The organism is Pseudoduganella violaceinigra DSM 15887 (assembly GCF_000425385.1).
Taxonomy (GTDB): Bacteria; Pseudomonadota; Gammaproteobacteria; order Burkholderiales; family Burkholderiaceae_D; genus Rugamonas; species Rugamonas violaceinigra.
Genome location: NZ_AUDI01000028.1, coordinates 12,636 through 33,626, shown reverse-complemented (window position 1 = coordinate 33,626; position 20,991 = coordinate 12,636). Strand labels below are relative to the sequence as shown.

General features: G+C 60.1%; 21 protein-coding genes. 16 read left to right on the top strand and 5 right to left on the bottom strand.

Translation table 11 applies throughout. From position 1 onward, the window contains the following. Positions 1 to 32: 32 nt before the first annotated feature. The 6 genes from rpoC to H597_RS0115795 all read left to right on the top strand — a co-directional run bounded on the left by rpoC (position 33) and on the right by H597_RS0115795 (position 7,808). Positions 33 to 4,256, top strand: coding sequence for a DNA-directed RNA polymerase subunit beta' (gene rpoC, locus H597_RS0115815; RefSeq protein ID WP_028102999.1), 4,224 nt, complete (start codon positions 33 to 35; stop codon positions 4,254 to 4,256). 181 nt (positions 4,257 to 4,437) lie between these two features. Continuing rightward, the gene (locus tag H597_RS0115810; protein WP_154668134.1) at positions 4,438 to 5,034 is read left to right on the top strand and encodes a hypothetical protein; all 597 of its coding nucleotides are present in this window, start codon (positions 4,438 to 4,440) and stop codon (positions 5,032 to 5,034) included. 112 nt (positions 5,035 to 5,146) lie between these two features. Further along, positions 5,147 to 5,872: an ATP-grasp domain-containing protein gene (locus tag H597_RS31175; protein WP_051293845.1), complete on the top strand. Its 726-nt coding sequence runs from the start codon at positions 5,147 to 5,149 to the stop codon at positions 5,870 to 5,872. Between the two features lie 115 nt (positions 5,873 to 5,987). Beyond that, positions 5,988 to 6,506 carry a GNAT family N-acetyltransferase gene (locus tag H597_RS31170; protein ID WP_051293844.1) on the top strand — a complete coding sequence of 173 codons (519 nt, stop codon included), beginning with the start codon at positions 5,988 to 5,990 and terminating at the stop codon, positions 6,504 to 6,506. A gap of 347 nt (positions 6,507 to 6,853) precedes the next feature. Next, positions 6,854 to 7,135, top strand: a complete 282-nt coding sequence (locus H597_RS34880) for a hypothetical protein (protein WP_154668133.1) — start codon at positions 6,854 to 6,856, stop codon at positions 7,133 to 7,135. Positions 7,136 to 7,268: 133 nt separating this feature from the next. Beyond that, entirely contained in the window at positions 7,269 to 7,808 is a 540-nt protein-coding gene (locus H597_RS0115795; RefSeq protein ID WP_154668132.1) for a hypothetical protein, read from the top strand. 5 nt (positions 7,809 to 7,813) lie between these two features. On the opposite strand, the gene H597_RS0115790 is transcribed toward H597_RS0115795, so the two are convergent. Further along, entirely contained in the window at positions 7,814 to 8,269 is a 456-nt protein-coding gene (locus H597_RS0115790; protein ID WP_028102996.1) for a DUF4437 domain-containing protein, read from the bottom strand. 70 nt (positions 8,270 to 8,339) lie between these two features. Beyond that, a complete protein-coding gene (locus H597_RS0115785; RefSeq protein ID WP_028102995.1) occupies positions 8,340 to 8,705 on the bottom strand; it encodes an MmcQ/YjbR family DNA-binding protein in 366 nt (121 codons plus the stop codon). A gap of 93 nt (positions 8,706 to 8,798) precedes the next feature. Between H597_RS0115785 and H597_RS0115780 the strand changes: the two genes are divergently transcribed. Beyond that, complete coding sequence (locus H597_RS0115780; RefSeq protein ID WP_035374431.1) at positions 8,799 to 9,692, top strand: helix-turn-helix domain-containing protein; 894 nt, start codon at positions 8,799 to 8,801, stop codon at positions 9,690 to 9,692. Positions 9,693 to 9,785: 93 nt separating this feature from the next. Then, complete coding sequence (locus tag H597_RS0115775; RefSeq protein ID WP_229632186.1) at positions 9,786 to 11,393, top strand: M64 family metallopeptidase; 1,608 nt, start codon at positions 9,786 to 9,788, stop codon at positions 11,391 to 11,393. 51 nt (positions 11,394 to 11,444) lie between these two features. Here the strand turns inward: H597_RS0115775 and H597_RS0115770 are convergent, their stop codons facing one another. Further along, positions 11,445 to 14,216: a M16 family metallopeptidase gene (locus tag H597_RS0115770; RefSeq protein ID WP_028102992.1), complete on the bottom strand. Its 2,772-nt coding sequence runs from the start codon at positions 14,214 to 14,216 to the stop codon at positions 11,445 to 11,447. Between the two features lie 124 nt (positions 14,217 to 14,340). Here H597_RS0115770 and H597_RS31165 point away from each other — a divergent pair, with 124 nt between their 5' ends. Next, positions 14,341 to 14,976 carry a helix-turn-helix domain-containing protein gene (locus H597_RS31165; protein ID WP_051293843.1) on the top strand — a complete coding sequence of 212 codons (636 nt, stop codon included), beginning with the start codon at positions 14,341 to 14,343 and terminating at the stop codon, positions 14,974 to 14,976. Next, entirely contained in the window at positions 14,951 to 15,256 is a 306-nt protein-coding gene (locus H597_RS0115760; protein ID WP_028102991.1) for an Mpo1-like protein, read from the top strand. The genes H597_RS31165 and H597_RS0115760 overlap by 26 nt, the downstream gene beginning before the upstream one ends. Here the strand turns inward: H597_RS0115760 and H597_RS31160 are convergent. After that, positions 15,200 to 16,621, bottom strand: a complete 1,422-nt coding sequence (locus H597_RS31160) for a sensor histidine kinase (RefSeq protein WP_083941124.1) — start codon at positions 16,619 to 16,621, stop codon at positions 15,200 to 15,202. The two genes, H597_RS0115760 and H597_RS31160, sit on opposite strands and share 57 nt — an antisense overlap. 149 nt (positions 16,622 to 16,770) lie before the next feature. On the opposite strand from H597_RS31160, the gene H597_RS0115750 reads away from it, so the two are divergent. After that, on the top strand, positions 16,771 to 17,214 hold the full coding sequence (locus H597_RS0115750) for an acyl-CoA thioesterase (RefSeq protein WP_028102990.1): 444 nt from the start codon (positions 16,771 to 16,773) through the stop codon (positions 17,212 to 17,214). A gap of 98 nt (positions 17,215 to 17,312) precedes the next feature. Here the strand turns inward: H597_RS0115750 and H597_RS0115745 are convergent, their stop codons facing one another. Further along, complete coding sequence (locus H597_RS0115745) at positions 17,313 to 19,130, bottom strand: DUF885 domain-containing protein (protein ID WP_028102989.1); 1,818 nt, start codon at positions 19,128 to 19,130, stop codon at positions 17,313 to 17,315. A 129-nt stretch (positions 19,131 to 19,259) separates the two neighbouring features. Here H597_RS0115745 and H597_RS36330 point away from each other — a divergent pair, with 129 nt between their 5' ends. The 5 genes from H597_RS36330 to H597_RS0115725 are packed head-to-tail and all read left to right on the top strand — an operon-like array spanning position 19,260 to position 20,988. Further along, positions 19,260 to 19,478: an ADP-ribosylglycohydrolase family protein gene (locus tag H597_RS36330; RefSeq protein ID WP_503826062.1), complete on the top strand. Its 219-nt coding sequence runs from the start codon at positions 19,260 to 19,262 to the stop codon at positions 19,476 to 19,478. Then, the gene (locus H597_RS31155; protein ID WP_503826061.1) at positions 19,384 to 19,683 is read left to right on the top strand and encodes an ADP-ribosylglycohydrolase family protein; all 300 of its coding nucleotides are present in this window, start codon (positions 19,384 to 19,386) and stop codon (positions 19,681 to 19,683) included. Before H597_RS36330 ends, H597_RS31155 begins: the two co-directional genes overlap by 95 nt. Further along, entirely contained in the window at positions 19,684 to 20,160 is a 477-nt protein-coding gene (locus tag H597_RS0115735) for a cupin domain-containing protein (RefSeq protein ID WP_028102987.1), read from the top strand. Continuing rightward, complete coding sequence (locus H597_RS0115730; protein ID WP_028102986.1) at positions 20,157 to 20,561, top strand: DUF4348 domain-containing protein; 405 nt, start codon at positions 20,157 to 20,159, stop codon at positions 20,559 to 20,561. The genes H597_RS0115735 and H597_RS0115730 overlap by 4 nt, the downstream gene beginning before the upstream one ends. A 22-nt stretch (positions 20,562 to 20,583) precedes the next feature. Further along, positions 20,584 to 20,988, top strand: coding sequence for a hypothetical protein (locus tag H597_RS0115725; RefSeq protein WP_028102985.1), 405 nt, complete (start codon positions 20,584 to 20,586; stop codon positions 20,986 to 20,988). Positions 20,989 to 20,991: the final 3 nt, after the last annotated feature.

Here is a 20,991-nt window from a genome sequence, read left to right as displayed (position 1 = left end):
AGTAAAGAATTCGTCACCATCTGGAGTGATACATGAAAGCCCTGCTCGATTTATTCAAGCAAGTACAGCAAAACGAGTCGTTCGACGCGATCAAGATCGGTCTGGCCTCTCCTGAGAAAATCCGTTCGTGGTCTTACGGCGAAGTCAAAAAGCCTGAGACCATCAACTACCGTACCTTCAAGCCAGAGCGCGACGGCCTGTTCTGCGCCAAGATCTTTGGCCCGATCAAGGACTACGAATGCCTGTGCGGCAAGTACAAGCGCCTGAAGCACCGCGGTGTCATCTGCGAAAAGTGCGGCGTTGAAGTGACCCTGGCCAAAGTGCGCCGTGAGCGCATGGGCCACATCGAGCTGGCGTCGCCGGTTGCCCACATCTGGTTCCTGAAATCGCTGCCGTCGCGTCTGGGTATGGTCCTGGACATGACCCTGCGCGATATCGAACGCGTCCTGTACTTCGAAGCATACGTTGTGACCGATCCAGGCATGACCCCGCTGAAGAAGTGCCAGATCATGTCGGAAGACGACTACGCCGCCAAGTACGAAGAGTACGGCGACGACTTCACCGCCTTCATGGGCGCGGAAGGTATCCGCGAACTGCTGCGCTCGATCGACATCCACCGCGATGCCGAAGCCCTGCGCGTGGAACTGAAGGAATCGAAGTCCGAAGCGAAGATCAAGAAGTACGCCAAGCGCCTGAAAGTGCTGGAAGCCTTCCAGCGTTCCGGCATCAAGCCGGACTGGATGATCATGGAAGTGCTGCCGGTGCTGCCGCCGGAACTGCGCCCGCTGGTCCCGCTGGATGGCGGCCGCTTCGCGACCTCCGACCTGAACGACCTGTACCGCCGCGTCATCAACCGTAACAACCGTCTGAAGCGCCTGATGGAGCTGCGTGCTCCAGAGATCATCACGCGTAACGAAAAGCGCATGCTGCAAGAAGCGGTCGACTCGCTGCTGGACAACGGCCGTCGCGGCAAAGCGATGACCGGCGCCAACAAGCGTCCGCTGAAGTCGCTGGCTGAAATGATCAAGGGTAAGGGCGGCCGCTTCCGTCAGAACTTGCTGGGTAAGCGCGTCGACTACTCCGGCCGTTCCGTGATCGTCGTGGGTCCACAGCTGAAACTGCACCAGTGCGGTCTGCCAAAGCTGATGGCCCTGGAACTGTTCAAGCCATTCATCTTCAACAAGCTGGAACTGATGGGTCTCGCGACCACCATCAAGGCCGCCAAGAAGCTGGTCGAAGTGCAAGAGCCAGTGGTGTGGGACATCCTGGAAGAAGTGATCCGCGAACATCCGATCATGCTGAACCGTGCACCAACCCTGCACCGTCTCGGTATCCAGGCGTTCGAGCCTGTGCTGATCGAAGGTAAAGCGATCCAACTGCACCCGCTCGTCTGCGCAGCATTCAATGCTGACTTCGACGGTGACCAGATGGCAGTCCACGTTCCGCTGTCGATCGAAGCACAGATGGAAGCCCGCACCCTGATGCTGGCGTCGAACAACATCCTGTTCCCATCGAACGGCGAACCATCGATCGTTCCTTCCCAGGATATCGTGCTGGGTCTGTACTACGCGACCCGCGAAGCCGTCAACGCCAAGGGCGAAGGCATGATGTTCCCGGACGTGTCCGAAGTCATCCGCGCCTACGACAACAAGGAAGTGGAACTGGCGACCCGCATCACCGTGCGTATCGTCGAGAATCCAAAAGATCCGGTGAGCGGCGAGTTCGTGCGCACCCTGACCCGTTATGAAACGACGGTCGGCCGCGCCATCCTGTCCGAGATCCTGCCGAAAGGCCTGCCATTTAGCGTACTGAACCGTTCGCTGAAGAAGAAAGAGATCTCCAAGCTGATCAACACGTCCTTCCGCAAGTGCGGTCTGCGCGCCACCGTGGTGTTCGCCGACCAGCTGATGCAGTCGGGCTTCCGCCTGGCAACCCGCGCCGGTATCTCCATCTGCGTGGACGATATGCTGGTGCCGGACGTGAAGAAGACCATGATCGCCACCGCCGAGGCGGAAGTGAAGCAGATCGAGCAGCAGTACGCTTCCGGTCTGGTCACCGCCGGCGAACGTTACAACAAGGTCGTCGACATCTGGGGCAAGACCTCCGATGAAGTCGGCAAGGCGATGATGGACCAGCTGAAAGTCGAAGACGTGATCCGTCGCGACGGCACCAAGTCGACCCAGGAATCGTTCAACGCGATTTACATGATGGCCGACTCCGGTGCGCGTGGTTCCGCCGCACAGATTCGCCAGCTGGCCGGTATGCGTGGTCTGATGGCAAAACCTGACGGCTCCATTATCGAAACCCCGATTACCGCGAACTTCCGCGAAGGTCTGAACGTTCTGCAGTACTTCATCTCGACCCACGGCGCTCGTAAAGGTCTGGCCGACACCGCGCTGAAGACCGCGAACTCCGGTTACCTGACCCGCCGTCTGGTCGACGTGACCCAGGATCTGGTGGTGATCGAAGACGATTGCGGCACTTCCAACGGCACCCTGATGAAGGCGATGGTCGAAGGTGGTGAAGTGATCGAGGCCCTGCGCGACCGTATCCTCGGCCGCGTGGCAGGCACCGACATCGTCAACCCTGAAACCCAGGCTACCGTGTACGAAGCCGGCACTCTGCTGGATGAAGACATGGTCGAAGAGATCGAGCGCATGGGCGTGGACGAAGTCAAAGTCCGCACCCCGCTGACCTGCGACACCCGCTACGGCCTGTGCGCCAAGTGCTACGGCCGCGACCTGGGCCGCGGCATGCTGGTCAACTCCGGCGAAGCAGTCGGCGTGGTGGCAGCGCAGTCGATCGGTGAACCGGGTACCCAGCTGACCATGCGTACCTTCCACATCGGTGGTGCGGCATCGCGTGCAGCAGTGGCCTCGTCGGTGGAAGCCAAGTCGAACGGTATCGTGCGCTTCACCGCCACCATGCGTTACGTCACCAATGGCAAGGGCGCACAGATCGTCATTTCCCGTTCCGGCGAAGTGCTGATTACCGACGACCACGGCCGTGAGCGCGAGCGTCACAAGGTGCCGTACGGCGCCACCCTGATCGTCAAGGATGGCATGGTCATCAAGGCCGGCGCTCCGCTGGCGACCTGGGATCCGCTGACCCGTCCGATCATTACCGAATACGCCGGTGTGGTCCGCTTCGAGAACGTCGAAGAAGGCGTGACCGTGGCCCGTCAGGTCGACGACGTGACCGGTCTGGCCACCCTGGTGGTGATCGACGCCAAGCGTCGTGGTTCCCCAGGCAAGGCCCTGCGTCCACAGGTGAAACTGCTGAACGAAGAAGGCGCGGAAGTGAAGATCGCCGGCACCGAACACGCCGTAGCGATCGGCTTCCAGGTCGGCGCACTGATCATGGTGAAAGACGGCCAGCAAGTGTCCGTGGGTGAGGTTCTGGCGCGTATCCCGACCGAATCGCAGAAGACCCGAGACATTACCGGCGGTCTGCCACGCGTGGCGGAACTGTTCGAAGCACGTTCGCCGAAAGACGCGGGCATGCTGGCGGAAGTCACCGGTACCGTGGCCTTCGGTAAAGAGACCAAGGGCAAGCAGCGTCTGGAAATCACCGACATGGACGGCAACAAGCACGAGTTCCTGATTACCAAGGACAAGCAAGTGCTGGTGCACGACGGCCAGGTGGTGAACAAGGGCGAGATGATCGTGGACGGCCCGGCCGATCCGCAAGACATCCTGCGCCTGCTGGGTATCGAAGCGCTGGCCCGCTACATCGTTGACGAAGTGCAGGACGTGTACCGTCTGCAGGGCGTGAAGATCAACGATAAGCACATCGAGGTGATCGTTCGCCAGATGCTGCGCCGCGTACAGATCGTCAACGCTGGCGACACCGACTACATCGTCGGCGAGCAGGTGGAGCGTTCCGAGCTGCTGGAAGAAAACGACCGTATGAATGCCGCGAACAAGATCCCGGCAACCTACGAAAACGTGCTGCTGGGTATTACCAAGGCATCGCTGTCGACCGACTCCTTCATCTCGGCCGCATCGTTCCAGGAAACCACCCGCGTGCTGACCGAAGCTGCGATCATGGGCAAGCGCGATGGTCTGCGCGGCCTGAAGGAAAACGTCATCGTCGGCCGCCTGATCCCAGGCGGTACCGGCCTGGCCTTCCACCGCGCCCGCAAAGAGAAGGAAGTGTGGGAAGCCGAAGAGCGCAAAGCGCTGCTGGAAGCAGAACGCGCCGCCATCGTGGCCGAACTGCCAGCGGACGAACCGCACCACAGCGACGAAGCGTAAGCTTCACGCCGCTGACAAAAACGCCACCCCCGGGTGGCGTTTTTTTTGCCCGCAACTTTCGTCCCCCAAGGGGTCAGGAAGAAATGTGGACATTTCTTGGCATGTAGAATGTCCTTGTGCGGACCAGTAGTTCAATTGTCACTCTGCTTGTCCGATATCGTGACTACCTCGTACAACCTCGATGGAACGTAACAAAATGCCTCAAAATCTTCTTCGCTGCGGGCTTGCTGTGCTGCTGTACTTATTGGCGGGCATCCCAGTCGCATTGGCGGGTTCGCCCCAGCAGCAGCTTCTCGATACCGCGCAGGGCTTCTACTCGTGGACCATCGAACACGGCAACGAGGTCTCCAAACTCGAACCCCGAATCAAGGACATTTCTGGAACCTCCCGCTTCTATCTCGATACGTCTACTCTCGATGCGTACACGGCGCGCCTCATGCAATCCGGCTATTTCGCCCCCGATTTCCCTGCGGCCGTTTCGCGTTACTACAAGCGCTATGAGGCCGAGTTTAGCGGCCTTGGCCAGGAAACATTCGACCAGTTGAAACATGATGGACGCGGCCCGATGATGGAAACAGAAGACATGGATCCTTTTTTCTGTGCCCAGGAATACGAATACAAGAACGACTTCGTCAGCGGTATGAAAATCAAGTCGGCCAAGTGGCGCGGTCAAACCGCGACAGCGACTGTAGTGTCTCCCTATCAGTGGGAAACAAAGTTTCTCTTCACGAGAGTCGAGAAGCGTTGGCTGATATCCGGCTTTTGCGTCTACAAGTGATTCAGCGTCAGCTTGGCTCAGCGTCGTCGAGCGGGAACAAGCGTGCGAATATCGATTTCTTGGCCAGATCAATTTGGGAGAAATCTTTGAAAAGCGATGCCGGGTAAGAAAAATGATCGCATTGATTCAAAAACGCGCAGGTGAGATTGCGACGACCAACGGTCATTGTGCTTTTATCGGTTTCAGGGAGCGGGGACACGAGGTTCGCTTCTTCGAAGCCGCTGCATTCGACGACATCGAACTAACAGGAGAAATGCTTGTTGTGGGCGGCGTTCCCATCATCCAGAAGGCGCTATCGAAACTGGGCATTCCCTTTCCATCCCTTCCATCCTTGCCGCCGCCTTTGGGCGAGTATGCAAAACGGCGGATCTGGGAAGCAACGCTAAAGGACGTCCGCGAACTTGTCGACTCGGGCAAGGCAGTGTTTATCAAGCCGGCCGCGAACAAACTCAAGCAGTTCCCCGGCCACGTGATCCGGAACTATGCGGACCTTGCGGTCACTGCCGGTATTGACGGCGGCACAAGCGTGGTATGTGCGGATGTCCTGGAAATGACTTCCGAGTATCGCGTCTACGTGACAAATGGGGCTGTTGTCGGATGCAAGCACTACTGGGGCGATTTTCGAAAGTTCCCGGATTTCTCGTTCATTGATTCGACGGTCGCCGCGTTTGACCAAGCGCCGCGGGGATTTGCGATTGACTTCGCGGTCCTGTCCAATGGCGAAACCGCATTAATCGAAGTGAATGACGGTTTCGCATTAGGAAGCTATGGGCTGCAGCCGATGCTTTACGCGGCATTACTTGAGGCCCGATGGCGAGAGTTGGCCGACTCAATTTAGCGGCAGTAGCTTAGGCATGCCCTGACACCGGCTGTCGGATGGATTAGAGTTCGCTGTGGCAGCTTCCACCAACAAGGGATGGTTAATCACAATTAGCAATCTAAAGGATCGATCCATGAATCACGCCTTCGCTATTTCCATACCGCGCCTTCACACAGAACGGCTTACGCTTCGCGAATATCGGAGCGACGACTTCGAATTATTTGCGGACCATTTAATGAATCCCGAAAGCTCAGCTCACTTGGGCTCAGCTGACCGCCAAACGGCGTGGCGAATCTTCTGTTCCCAGGCTGGATTATGGGTTCTGCAAGGGGCTGGTTGGTGGGCTCTGGAGGACAAGCAGACTGGCCAGCTTGTCGGTAATGTAGGGGCCTTCTTTCGTGAGCAATCCGCTGTGATGGAGTTGGGATGGAATACTTATCGAGGCTTCTGGGGGAAGGGAGTCGCAAACGAGGCGGCGGCGGCGGTCCTGAATTATGCGTTCGAGGTTCGGCGCGAACAGAAAGTTCGGGCACTCATCAGCTCTGGAAATGAATCATCGCGTCGCGTTGCCGAGCGCATTGGCATGAGCTATGAAACGGAAACGGAGCTCTACGGCAAAGTAATCAATAGCTATATGCGTGAGCGTAGATGAAATGCCCTCTTTCGGCCCAACCCAGACGATATGTACTAAGGAAGATACATGTTTGGGAAGTTTCGTTGGGCAGAGTCGAACGCGACGTAATTGACCGCCAAGCTCATCGAGCTATTCCGCGCCAACGCAGTGGGATCTATTCGTGTCTTCTTCAACGATGCGAAAATCTCTGGCGTAATGCCGCGGAAGAAGCATGACAATCACTTCCACTTTCAGTTCAACTAAGGAACTTAGGACATGGTCTCATCAATTCTCATGGTGATGATGATGAATGATGTAACGAAGGGGCCGCTTTAAAAGGCCGACCAATTCCCATTGAAGCGCAAACCATCATTCGTGAAGTTCGCGTGGCGGCAAAGGATAGAAAATTCAAAGCACTTCGTGGATTGATGGTGCCAGAGTTTGTCTGGAGCTTCGGCGGAGATGGTAATGCGGACCAGGCAATCGAAGCGTGGAAGCGTGATCCTATTTTAGCCGCGAAGCTTTTTCAGATTACGGGTCGTCGATGTGGTTTCCGAAATGACGAAAACAATATCCAGTGCCCGCCGAATGCTGGCTTGGACTATCGCGCTGGATTCACCAAAACCGCACAAGGGTGGCGGATGTCATATTTCGTCGCGGGAGATTGAGTCCCGTTGCACTTGCCGAACAAACGCCAATGGCATGCTCTAAAATGCGGCATACCAGCGACTGAATGAAAGCGATATGTCGGACTCTTTCCAAATCTCCTGCGACAACATGGTACTGAGCAAGGATGGGAAAATGCATCTGTACGAATCGATGTACAGCGGCTTCTGTGATTTGGCAAACGAGCCGATGGAAATCGCCGCACGCATCCATCCCAGTAAGCGGAAAGTCTTCGATGCATTGGTTGATGGCGAAAATATTGAAATCGCAGTGAGAAACGATCATGGCGAGCTGGCCAAGGCGAGCATCCACCGTGACATTACGCTGCACTTGAACGACCGCAGAGGCGGCATTCGTGATGTGAGCTATGCATCCGTTATGGGTGGCAATAACGCGAAGTTTGCTGAAGTCCACGCGCGGGGCTTTGACGCGAACGGGGAACCTGTTATCCGGCAAATGCCTGACCGTAGCTTCCGGCTGGTTTTTTGCACGATGCCGCCGCGTGCACACGTACTGGGCGACGCCTTTGATATGGATGATTTCGGCGCCCGCCTGACCAGGCTGACCAAGGCCAGGATCACCTGGGATGATCGCGATGTGTTCCATATCGCGAATGCCGGTGAGGCCGACATTCGCGCTATCCTGCATTTCCTGCAAACCTACGGCAAGGACTGAGTCGTCTATTTCTTGTCGCTGGCCGCTGCCTTGGAGTCGTCGATCAGGTCAAACTTGCCGTCGGACGACATGAGGAATGTGCATTCGGCGCCGGCGGCGCAGCCACTCACGTGCTTTTTGCCGGCAGCTTGCATCAGGTAGGAACCAGGGCCGAGTTTGGTCTCGGCGCCACCATCGGTTTTGTGCGTGAAGGTGCCGGAAACGATGACGATCTTCAGCGCGTGGGTATGGTGGTGCAAGGCGTTGATCTGGCCGGCGTCGAATTTCACCATTACGCCGTAGGGACCGCCTTTCATCCAGTCGCCCCATAGTTTTGCAAACTTGGTCCCGGCGACGGGGCCGGCTTCCCATTTCACCGATTCGGCTGGCCAGACGACATCGTCCATGGCCTTGTCTTTTGCCAGCGTGGTTGCGCATAGCAAGGTGGAAACCGCAATTGCCGCAAATGCCTTGTTTTTCATGTTGGCCTTCCTTGGTGGCGGTGGTGGGAAGCGGGAATCCAGGCTTAAGTTATAGCCCATCCGCACCAATTCACAAGGGCGGTCCGAGGAGTTCGCGTTGTTTTGTTTTCGATAGCGACGACAGGGCTTGGTCGTAGGACCATTGCACCAGCTCCACAAGATAGTCCTGCGGGAAATGCCGTACGTCGACAATGGTGACCCAGTGGAAGCGCCCCATATAGCGCGCGGGCTTCACACCTGGCATGCCGGTCAATTCCAGAAAGCGGTCAGGTGAGGCGCGGAAGCTGAAGCGCCATTGTTCCGGCTCACTAGTCTTGAAGTAGGCGAACGTCTTCTCACCCAGTTTATAGCTGAGCACGTTGACCGGCGGTTCATGCAACAGGCTGCTGGCACCGGGCAGGGCGAGGCAATGCGCTTTGAGTTGTGTTGTATTCATGGCGAGAGTCTAAACCAGATGAGGCTGTGGCAACCGGAGAGCCTGACCCCAAGGTTGCCACGGGCTCGGCTGTCGCTGGAGTATATTGCTCCGATGGAGAGCGTCGAAGAGCTTGAGCGGTGGTTCAGGATTGCAGGCGTGAATTCGCTGCATGCCTGTATCGGGCCGCTTCCCGAGACCCGGGCTGCGCTGGTACGCTGGGCCAGTGATCGGCCTGAGCACGCCATCCGTTCTGTCGGTCCCCATCCGGGTACGTATCGCCTGGCGTTGATGCTGGAGCCGCTGGATGCACGCATCTGGCAGGGCGATAAGCCTTTCTGGGGCGGGACTATCGGTGCGAACCGCTTCCGCCTGTGTCCGCCGGCGGAGCAGGGCAGGTGGTGCCAGCTTAGCGCCTGCGATATCGTCAATCTGTTCTTGCCCGTTCGCTTGCTGGATCGGCTGGCGCAGCAGCGCGGCGAAGAGGCTAGCGTCTCGCTTGCGGCAAGTCCGTTTACTTCCGATCGTACCGTGTTCGATTTGGTGCGCAAGATGCTCGATGCGCAGGCCCTGGCAGGGCCGCTTGCCTCTGAAATGTGCGATCACCTTGTTTCCGCTTTGGCATGCTACCTGCTTGAGCATTATTCCTTGCCTTCGCAGGCGGAGGCGAGTTCTCTTGGCGGTGCGCGCCTGCGCCGCGTGCTGCGCCATATCGCGGATCACCTGGATTCGCCGTTGCCCAACGCGGGGCTGGCGGGTCTGTGCGGCATGAGCGCGGCGCATTTCTCGCGCGAGTTCCATCGCGCTGTCGGCTTGCCGCCGCATCGCTATGTGCTAACCCGCCGCCTGGAGCAAGCCTGCAATGCGCTGTCCTGCGGCAATGCGCGCATTGCCGATGTCGCGGAGGCGTTCGGCTTCCATAGTGCCAGCCATTTCATCCGCGCTTTCACGGCGCAGTACGGCTTGTCTCCTGCGGCGTGGCGCGCTCGCCGCAGTAACAATTCTTAGTAGCAGGTTCGTGCAATTTGCGCGGGTTTGTGCACGCGCGTTAGCCGTCGTCGGCCACAAAATCTCCACACCCAACCACCCAAATGGAGAGGCATGATGACTTTACTACGACATTCTTTTGCGCTGCTTGCGCTGATGGCGGCAGGTGCTGCGCAGGCCGACAATATTTCGCTTCGCATCGGCTTTACCGAAGGCCGCTCGGGTACGGAGTTCAAGACCTTGCATGCGGAAACAGGGAGTTTTGCCGTGACGCCCAATGTGCGTCAGGGTGCGCAGGACGACCAGTGGGTCGTGGTGGCGAAGGATGCCATGGGCCGCGTGCTGCACGAAGTCAGTATCAATAACGGCTTGCGCCGCCATGTGGAGACTTTCAATCCACGCTCCGGCGAGGTGGATATTTCCGCCACTGTGGCGCAGCGCGCGGGGAGCTTCGAGGTGTCGCTGCCCTTCGATCGGGCAACTGCCAGTGTGGAAGTGTTGCCGAAGCAGGCTGGCGGACTGTTGGCGAAACCGGCCGCTGCGCTGGCGCGCTTCGATCGCGCGGCATTGGAGCAGGCAGTTGGCGCTGCGAAGGCTGCGCGCGCTGCGGGAATGAGCGCTACGCCGCCTGCGACGGCGACCGTTATCCTGAACAACGGTAGTGCGGCGACGCATATGGACTATGTCTTTATCGGCGATGGCTATACTGCCGCTGAAATGGATAAGTGGCATGCCGATGCGCAGAAGGTGATCAACGGCTTTATGGCTGATCCGCTGTTCAACGCGAATCGCGCTTCGATGAATATTTATCGCGTTGACGTGGCCAGCAACCAGTCGGGCGTCGATGAAATTGATAAGGGCATTTACCGCGATACGGCGATGGATGCGCAGTTCGCTTGCTACAACATCGAGCGCCTGCTGTGTGTGGACAATACGAAGGCGACCAATATCGCGGCCTCGGTGCTGGCGCCCGATGCGCGCGATGTGATCGTAGTGATCGCCAATTCCACGCGCTATGGCGGTTCCGGCGGCGCGGTGGCGACGTTGTCGATGCACGCGCAGTCGATCGAGGTGGCGTTGCATGAGATCGGGCATACCGCCTTCTCTTTGGCCGACGAATACGATTACGGTAGTTGCAGCACAAGCGGCGAGCCGGGTGAAGCGAACGTGTCGCTGAATGGTTCGCGTTCGGTGAAGTGGGGAAGCCTGATCGCTGGCAGTACCGCGGTGCCGACCGGTCCTGGCGCATACCCTAACGGTACGGTCGGCGCTTTCCAGGGTGGGCAGTATTGCACGACCGGAAAATATCGTCCGACTGAAAATTCGCGCATGCGCACGCTGGGTTATCCTTGGCACGCGGTGAATGAAGGCGCTGCGCAAAAGGCTTTTGCGAAATATACAGGAGGGAGCAGTGGCGGCGTAACGCAGACAGGCTCGCTGGCCAATGGCGGCAGTGCGAACGCACCGAGCGCTGCGCCCGGCTATGTGCAAGCCGGGGCGGGAACGTTCTCGCTGCAATTGAGCGGTCCTGCGGGCAGCGACTTCGACCTGTATCTGTACAAGTGGTCCGGCAGCGCGTGGAGCAAAGTCGCTTCGAGCGAGGGCAGTACTTCAAGCGAGACTATCAGCTACGACGGCGCGGCGGCTTACTACTATGCGCAGGTGAAGTCGTATTCGGGCAGCGGGACCTATAGTCTGACCTATAAGTTCCCGCAACCTTGATTGCATGAGTGCTGCGCGCTGCCGGTGCGAAGCCGGCTTCCCGGGGGCCGCTTAGTTCAGCGGCTTGCCGTCGCTATCGAGGTGGACAATCTCGCCCCAGTTGAGCTCACGGATGCCAGCTTCGATCTTCTTGACGTCGCCGATCACCACCCACACCACCTCCTCTGGCTTGATGTATTTCGGTGCGGCGGCGGCCAACTGCTGCTCGCTCAGGGCGCGGATATTGCCCGCGTACTTGGCCCAGTAGTCGTCCGGCCGTTTCAGGTCGTTCGACTGCAGGGCGGCGTTCTCCAGCGCGTTCAGGGTCTCGAAGCGGCCCGCCATGCGCGCAGTCATATTGCGCATGATGCTCTGGTATTCCTCGCCGGCGATCGGGCGGGCGCCGGCGATATCCTTGATCTCCTTCGCCAGCTCCTGCATGGACTCTTTGGTCTTGTTGGTTTGCACCGGCGCCTGGATCACGAAGGAGCGTTGGCCGCGCACATTGGTCAGTGCGCCGCTGACGCCATAGCTCCAGTGTTTATCCAGGCGCAGGTTGCGGTTCAGGCGCGAGGTGGCCATGCCGCCGAAGTTCTGCATGACCGGCTCCATGGCCAGATCCTCCGGCTGCCCCTGGGGTTGCGACAGGTGGGTGGCGATGATCAGCGATTGCGGCGCATCCGGCTTGTCGATCAGGTAGACGCGTTTGCTGGACAGGCTGGCCGCTGGCGCCGCCTGTTTGGCCGGCGCGCTGCCCGCGCTCCACTTGCCGAAGGATGATTCCAGCATCGGCTTCAGCTTGTCCATCGTGGTGTCGCCGCTCACGATCACGGTGGCGCTGCCCGGCTTGAACCAGTCGGCGTGCCACTTCACGAGGTCGGCGTGGGTCAGCCCTTCCACGGTCTTCTCAAAGCCGCTGGCCGAGCGGCCATAGGGATGTTCGTTGCCGTAGGCCGCGAAGTAGCTGATGCGGTGCGCCAGCGAGAACGGGTTGGCCTTCTCCTGGCCGATCTGCGCCAGGCGGCGCTGCTTCTGCAGCTTGAACTGGTCTTCGGGGAAGGTCGGCGCCAGTACGGCTTCGGCCATCAGGTTCAGCGAAGCGCCCAGGTTCTGCGCGGTGGAATTCAGGCGCACCAGCGACTGGTCGGCCTGGGTCCCGGTCGACAGGCGCGCGCCCTGCGATTCCAGCGCATCGGACAGCTGGAAGGCGTCGTGCCCCTTGCTGCCCTTGTCGAGCAGGTCCAGCGTCAGCGAGGCCAGGCCGGCCTTGGCTGGCGTGTCGGACGCCAGACCCGCATCCACCGCCAGCGCCACGTTGACGATCGGCGCGCCGTGGCGCTCCATCAGGATCACTTTCAGGCCGTTGGACAGCGTGGCGCGCTGCATTGCCGGGAAGCCGACGTCCGGCGCCGCGCCCAGCGGCGGCAGCAGCTTGCGGTCGATGCCGGTGGCGCCGACGGACAGCTTGGCGGCAGGCGAAACCACCATGGTGTAGTGGTTGGCGCGCAGCCATTTGTCGGCACTGGCCTTAACGTCGGCCGGTCGGGCATCGGCCAGCAGTTTCAAGTTGCGCAGGTAAGCGTCCGGCGCACCGCCGAACGTCATGGATTCGGCCAGCACGTCGCTGCGCCCGCCAAAGCCTCCCAGGCGCTCGATCCGGCGCGAGAAGGCGGCGAAACCGGCGGTCTTCACGCGCGCCAATTCGGCAGCTGTCGGTCCTTTGTCCAGCAGCTCTTTCAGCACGGCCTCCATCTCGCGCTCGGCCTCGGCCGGGTCCACGCCCTGCTTGACGGTGACCGAGATCTCGAAGGTGCCGGCGATCTCGTTGATGTCGGCCTCCGCACCGACGCTGGTCGCCAGGCCCTTCTCGAACACCAGACGCTTGTTCAGGCGGGCGCTGTTCGAGCCTGCCAGCACATCGGACAGCAATTGCAGGCGCTGGGCATCGGCGTCGCCCCAGCCGGGAATATGGAAGCTGCGCAGGATGCGCACCTGCGGCACCTGGTCTTCCATCGTATCGCGGATATTGCGCTCCAGCGCAGGCACCCATTGGCCGGTGCGTGCCAGGGCCGGGCCGGCCGGAATGCCGTCGAAGTATTTCTTCACCAGTTCCAGCGCCCGCTCAGGCGTGATATCGCCGGACAGGGAAATCACGGCATTATTGGGGCCGTAATAAGTGCGGTACCACTCCTTCACATCGTCCAGCGAAGCCGCGTTCAAGTCTTCCATATAGCCGATGACCGGCCAGGAATAAGGATGGGAATAGGGGTAGATATGCTGCGTGCGTTCGCCCCATACCCGGCCGTACGGCTGGTTCTCACCCTGGCGCTTTTCGTTCTGCACCACGCCGCGCTCGCGTTCCAGCATTTCCTTGGAAATGTAGTTGGCCAGGAAGCCCATGCGGTCCGCTTCCAGGTACAGCGTACGCTCCAACGCCGATACCGGCACGTCTTCAAAGAAATTGGTGCGATCGTTGCTGGTGGTACCGTTGCGGTTGGAAGCGCCCAGGTCGTCCATCGCTTCGCGGAAGCCATGCGGATAGTTCTCGGAGCCGTTGAAGAAGAAGTGTTCGAACAGGTGGGCGAAGCCGGTCTTGCCGCGCTTCTCGTTGCGCGAACCGACGTGGTACCACATATTCACGCCCACCAGCGGAACGCTGTGGTCGGTGTGCACGATCAGCGTCAAGCCGTTCTGCAGCACGAACTTCTTGTAAGGAATGCTGTAAGGCTGGAGGTCAACGGCTGTCGGCGCGGCGGCAGCGGCCTTGGCCGGAGCGCTGAACGCCGGGGCGGCGGCAGCGCCGGCCAAGGCCGCGGCGACTGCGAAGCGGAGGATATTGCTCATGCATGTCCTTCAAAAATGGGATGGGGAGGGGCCTTTCCCCTAAGCATGCATGCTTTTTTACCAATTGGCCAGTGCCCGTGAAAGTTGGTGGAAGGGCATGGGACGCCATGCTAATATTTGGTCTATGATTGCCTCGGCCCTCTTTACCCCTGCCCAGCAAAAACTGCTGGGTTTGCTGTTTGTGCGCGTGAATGAGGGCTTCCACCTCAACGAAATCATGCGCCTGACCGGGCTGGGCAGCGCATCGGCGCAGCGCGAGCTCAAGCGCTTGCATGAATCGGGCTTGATCGTCTCCGAACGCATCGGCAACGTACGCCAATTCCGCCCCAACAAGGACAATCTGGTCTACGCCGAACTGGCCAGCCTGGTCAAGAAAACCTTCGGCCTGGTCAGCGTCTTGAACTCGGCCTTGGCGCCCATGCGCAAGCAGCTCAGCGTGGCCTTCGTCTACGGCACCACGGTCAAGGAAGCGGAAGACTCCTTCGCCCCGGTCGAGCTGCTGCTGGTCGGCGAGAACACCACCTATGGCGAGCTGCTGAACCGGCTGCCGGTGGCCGAACGCCTGCTGCGCCGCAAGATAAATCCCAACCTGTACTCGGTGGACGACTTCCAGCGCCGCCTGCGCGAGCGCCAGCCCTTCATCCTCAAAATGCTGGAAGGGCGCAAGGTATTCGTGCTGGGCGACGACACCGACCTCGATAAGCTGATCAAGGATGTGCAACTGGAGGAAGACGATGGAAACGCGCTATCGGACGTTTAAGGAGTTCTACCCCTTCTACCTGCGGGAGCATGCCAACAGCACCTGCCGGCGCCTGCATTTCGCCGGCTCCAGCATCGTCCTGCTGCTGGTGGCGGCGGCCATGGTCACGGGCGAGCTTGGCCTGCTGTGGCTGCTGCCCCTAGTCGGCTACGGCTTCGCCTGGATCGGCCACTTCTTCTTCGAGCACAACCGCCCAGCGACCTTTCAATACCCCTTGTTCAGCCTAATGGGCGACTGGGTAATGTTCCGCGACATGCTTACTGGACGCGTGGCGTGGTGACGCCGCCGTGCGCGGCAGGCTGATCGCCACGCGCGTGTAGCGGCCCGCCTCGGACTCGCAGCCGATCTCGCCGCCGAAGGCCGTCACCACGCGCTTGCAGAAGGCCAGGCCCATGCCGGTGCCGCCGCCATTGCGGTGGGTGGTATAGAAGGGCTCGAACACATGGGGCAGCACGTCGGGCGCGATGCCGTGGCCGTTGTCCGTCACCACCAGCCAGTTATGCATGCCGCGCGAATAGCACTCCACCTCCACCGTGCCGCCGCGGTTCACCTTCACCGCCTGCAAGGCATTCTTCAACAGGTTATACAGCACGAACATCAGCAGCACATCCGAACCGTGGAAGGTGTACTCATTGCTGATGGTGACGCGCACCTGCGAGCGCTCGACGCCCGAGAAGGGATAGCAGGCCATCGCCTCATCCACGCACACGCTGACCGAATGCACGGCAAAGCTCTCGTTGCGCATGATGCCGTCGCGGGCCGAGGCCAGCAGCATATCCACGATGAAATTGGAGCGCGACACCTCGGCATCGATGCTGCGCGCGATTTCGCCCAGATGCTCGAGCTGGCGCGCCCCCAGCGCCCCCTGGTGTTCGGGCCGGTAGCCCGCGATCAGCTCCGGCAAGGTGCGCGCCAGGATGCGGGTCTGGCTGCGGATGCTGGCCAGCGGCGTGCGCATCTCATGGGCAATGGTCGCCGCCGCCGCCATTGGATCGGCCAGCAGGTTATGGCGCACCATGGCCTGGGCAATCAGGCCCAGCGACGCCATGATGAAGGCGACGCCCGGCGGATACATCTCCACCCCGTAATTGCACAGGTAGTCGATGGCCGCGCCGAAATAGATCACGATGCTGAGCATCACATAGCGCAGCCGGGTGCGCTCGGTCGACACCGCCAACTGCTGGCGATGGTACAGCAGCCAGACAGCGCGGCCGATCACCAGCACCGTCTGCGCCAGGTGCAGCGGATGCAGCCAGCCCGCCTTCGGATAGGCCCCGTAAAAATAATGGTGCAGGCCGGACAGCATCCAGTCCGTGGTCGGCAGCAACATGCCCAGGGTACAGGCGAACAGGTAGCTGGCGAACAGGCCGGGCCGGTCATCCTTGCTGCCGGTCAGCTCAATGATGAAGTGGTACAGCGTGGTCGGCAGGAACAGGATGGGCAGGTAACCCAGGCGCGCCAATGCCATGGCCGTGGAATCGTTGTGCGTGTTGAACAGCAGCGCCCAACTGGCCTGCCAGAAAAAGGTGGTGGCGCACACCGCAAAAAAGGTCAGGCCGACCCGGTTTGGGCCGCGCGAACGCAACACATACAGCCCATAGCAAATAAATAGGGCTGAGACCAATGCCGGTATTAGCGAATACATTGAGTTTCCTCAGCAGAAAAACAGATTGTTAACAGCTTATTTCCAAGAAATTGGACAAGTATTGAGGAATATCAACAATGCTGCGCGCCAATGAGAAAAAGTAAGGGCTGGCATTAAGCCGTTTTACTTTTTTATGGAGAAATATTCCTATGTATATGCACGTCCCAGCCCCCGACGCCGCTGCCGCAGCCGAAATGACCTTCCACCACAAACTTTCGATTTTCCTGAAGGATTCGAACGCTTATGGCAATACTTATTTTGCGCGGTATTTCGAATGGCAAGGTATCTGCCGGGAAAAATGGTTTTATGAATGTATTTCCCGCGACATGTTGCAGGCAGAAGGCGTGTTTATCACCAAGCATGCGGAAAACGACTACCTGCAAGAGACTTTCCCATTTCAGGAAGTCTCTTGCGAGGTCAATACTTACGACGTACGGAAATGCTCATTCTGGCTCGAATTCCGCTTCTATTCCGAAGGACACCCGGTGGCCGTGGGGCGGCAGCAGATCGTGTTCGCCAACCACGCAAAACAGATCACAGCGCTGCCGGAGCTCGTGCTCAAGCGCATCAAACGCTACGCCCTGAAAAAGTAACACGGCCCAGCCCGTGGCAACCTTGGGGTCAGGCTCTTTGCTTGCCACGCAACCTTGGGGTCAGGCTCTTTGCTTGCCACGGGCCCAGCCGTCAACGCTTACCTGGCGCTTGCGATCCAGGCGTCGACCTTGTTTTCCAGCAGCGCGAGCGGCACGGTGCCATCGCCCAGCACGATGGCGTGGAACTTGGCCAGCGTGAACTTGCTGCCCAGGGCCTTCTCGGCCTTGGCGCGCAGTTCCTGGATCTTCAGCGCGCCGGTCTTGTACGCCAGGGCTTGCGCCGGCCAGACCATGTAGCGCTCGGTCTGGTTGCGCGCCACCGACTCGTCGCCCAGCGTTTCGGTCATGTACTTGATCGATTGTTCGCGCGTCCAGCCCTTGGCGTGCATACCGGTGTCGACCACCAGGCGCACGGCGCGCAGCATCTCGTCGTTCAGGTGGCCGAAGTACTGGGCCGGATCTTCGAACAGGCCCATTTCCTTGCCCAGGGTTTCGGCATACAGCGCCCAGCCTTCGGTGAAGGCGGTATTGCCGCCGAACTTGCGGAACTTCGGCATGTCCAGTTCCTGCATCAGCGCGATGTGGAAATGGTGGCCCGGCTTGCCTTCATGCAGGAACAGGGTGTTCATGCCGGTGCTGCCGTATTTGGTCGGGTCGGTCACCACGGACCAGAACACGCCCGGGCGCGAGCCATCGAGCGCCGGCGAGGTGTAATGGTCGGACGCGGTATCGCGGCTCAGTTCAGGCTCCAGGCGCAGGTCCAGCTTGGCCTTCGGGATCAGGGTGAACATCGACGGCAGCTTGGTGTCGAGCAGGTCGTTCAGCTTGCGGTACACGGCCTGCACCTCGTCCTCCGTTTTGAACGGGAAGAATTTCGGCTGCTGCGCGACCCAGGTCGGCAGACCGGCGGCAGGGCCGTTGTAGCCCAGCTTCGGCCCCAGCTTGGCGTATTCGGCCTGGATGCGCGCCACTTCGCGCAGGCCGGTCTGGTGGATTTCCTCCGCGCTCTTGCTGGTGGTGGTCTGGTCGGCGATGCGCGCCTTGTACCACGCCTCGCCATTCGGCAGGGCGCTCCAGCCGGTGCTGGTGCGGCAGGCCGGGATGTATTCCTTCTCGACGAAGGCGGCCAGTTTCGACATGGCAGGATTCAGCTTGTCGGCCACCACGGCGCGGTAAGCGGCGCTCAGGCGCTGCTTGTCGGCGTCGCTGAAGCTGGCCGGGAACTTGGTGACCGGCGTGAAATAGATATTCTTTTCAGGCGTTTCGCTGACCAGCTTCTGGAACTGCGGCAGTGCGGCAATCATGATGGCCTTCGGCTGGGTAATGCCCTTGGCCATGCCTTCCTTCATATTCGCGATGGCTTGGTCGATCCATGCCGGCAACTGCTCCAGGCGGCTCAGGTAAGCCTCGTATTCCTTGACCGTGGTCAGCGGCTGCGAAGCGTCGCCGCCGGAGAAATTGGCCAGCGTGACCGGCATGCTGCTCATATGCTCGATCGGCAGCAGGTGCTCAGGGAAGGGCTCGAACGCCAGGTAGGTCTTCAGTTCAAAGGCCATCACGTCATAGCTGATGCGGTCGCCGCGGTTCAGCTGGGCACGCGGGATCGCCTGCAGGCGCTTGGTGAAAGCGCGGTACAGGTCGAACTGTTTGGCGCGCGTGGCCGGCCAGATTGCGGTGCCGAGCTGGTCGTCGAAGCGGTTGTCGCCGTTCTGGCTGGCGCCCACTGGATCGAATTTGGCGATGGCATCGTAGTACTCGTCGGCCAAGGCCCAGAACTGCTTTTTGGCCGCCTCATTGCTTTTCGCGGGCGCTTTTTCCACTGCGGCCGGCTTGGCGGCAGCGGCATGGGCTTGGACAGGGGCATAAGCCAGCAAAACGGCAGCCGCCAATGCGCCGAGGGCAATACGATGTTTCATTTGTTTGGGTCCGGGTAAATGAAGGAGCGACAAGCATACGCGAAGGGTTACGGTCGTTCAATATCGCGCGCAGAAGGCGCCGGCCGCGCTGCTACAATGTTTTCAATTGATAAATAAGAATAACTGCAAATGCCGACTCTTGAAGAGCGATATCGCGGCTGCCTGGCCGGCCTGGCTTGCGGGGATGCCGTCGGTACCACCGTTGCTGAAGCCCGGCCCATGGACCGACGACACCGACGCCAAGGTCGCCGCTTTGGCCGCCCGCAGTTTTGCCGGAAAGGGCCGCGAGGAGATCAGGGGTTCCGGCTATTCCGTCGCGTCCCTGGAAGCCGCATTGTGGTGTTTTGAAACGCACAATGATTACGCATCCACGGTCCTGGCGGCAGCCAATCTGGGCGAGGATGCGGATACCACGGCTGCCATTGCCGGCCAGCTGGCCGGTGCATACTACGGCATCCAGCAGCTCCCGCGCGACTGGCTGGAACGCCTGCATATGCGGGATGAAATCGAATCGATGGCGACAGCGCTGCTGAGGGCAGCAGAAAGGCAGTAAATGAGCGAACAATACAAACACATCGTGAAACGCCAGCAGGCGCTGGCAGCCGAAGGCAGGTTTTCCCATCCCTGGAACCCGAATTCCGAGATCACCGGTTCGCAGCTCTCGCGCATGGGCGGTTTGAAGCGCACCGGCGTGAGCCTGGGCCGCCTCAAGCCGGGCAAGGAGTCCTTCGCCTACCACCTGCACCACAATGAGGAAGAATGGGTGTATATCCTGTCCGGGCGCGGCATTGCGCATATCGACGGCGAGGATTACGAACTGGAGCCTGGCGACTTCGTCGGCTTTCCCGCGCCCTCCAAGGCGCACCAGATGATCAACCGCGGCAGCGAGGACCTGGTCTACCTGATGGGCGGCGAAAACCTCGAGTGCGAAGTGGCCGACTTCCCGGCGCTGGACCGCCGCATGGTGCGCACAGGGGATAAAATCAAGGTCTACAAGCTTTCGGAAGGAAAGGACTTCGGCCCCTTATGAACCGCTATGAGAAGATCGCCGCGCCTGCCGTTGCCGCAGTGCTGGCCGGCTGTTCGACCCCGCCCATGCCGCAAGGCTGCGGGCAGGAACAGTTCGATGCCTTCCTGCCGCGCTACATGAGTGACCGTCCATTCGCCGTGGAGCGCACCGTCTTCCCGCTCGAGTCAATCGACAAGGCGGAGGGCAAGACCTCGCTGGTGTCGCGCGAGCAGTTTGCCGCGTCGCGCCTGCTGGCCGACGTGATCAAGGCCGACCAGCTGTCGACCCGGCAGTCCGCAACTCCCGGCGCGATGGAGCTGAATGTGTTCAAGCCGGACGCCGATTCGCATCTCTATTTCTACCGCTTCCGCCAGCAGAACGGCTGCTGGTATCTGTGGCAATTCGAAGACTCATCACTGTGAGGCAATCCTGAGCAAACGTACGATGTTCTTTTTCCTGCTGGCGGGATTGCTGGTGGGCGGCATGTGGTATTCGACGCGGCTGCTGCCGACGCTGTCCAAGGGCGTGCAAAGCGTACGCAGGGGATGCGGCCCGAACGCGCCTGAAGCGTTCGAGGCCTTCCTGCCGCGCTTCCAGAGCGACCGCATGTTCGCCAATGCGCGCACCGCCGATCCGCTGGAGAAAGTGCTGAATGGCCTCGACGGAGCGGTAAGCAGCAAGGTGCCGCGCACCGAATACCGCAGCCAGGAGTTACTGGGCGAGGTCGCCAAAAAGCACGGCATGAGTGTGCGGCAGGAGGCCGGCGGCATGGAAGTGGAGAGCGGTCCCGTCACCTATCGCTTCCGCTTGCAGCGCGGCTGCTGGGAGCTGTGGCAGGCTGAATCCTGAAGC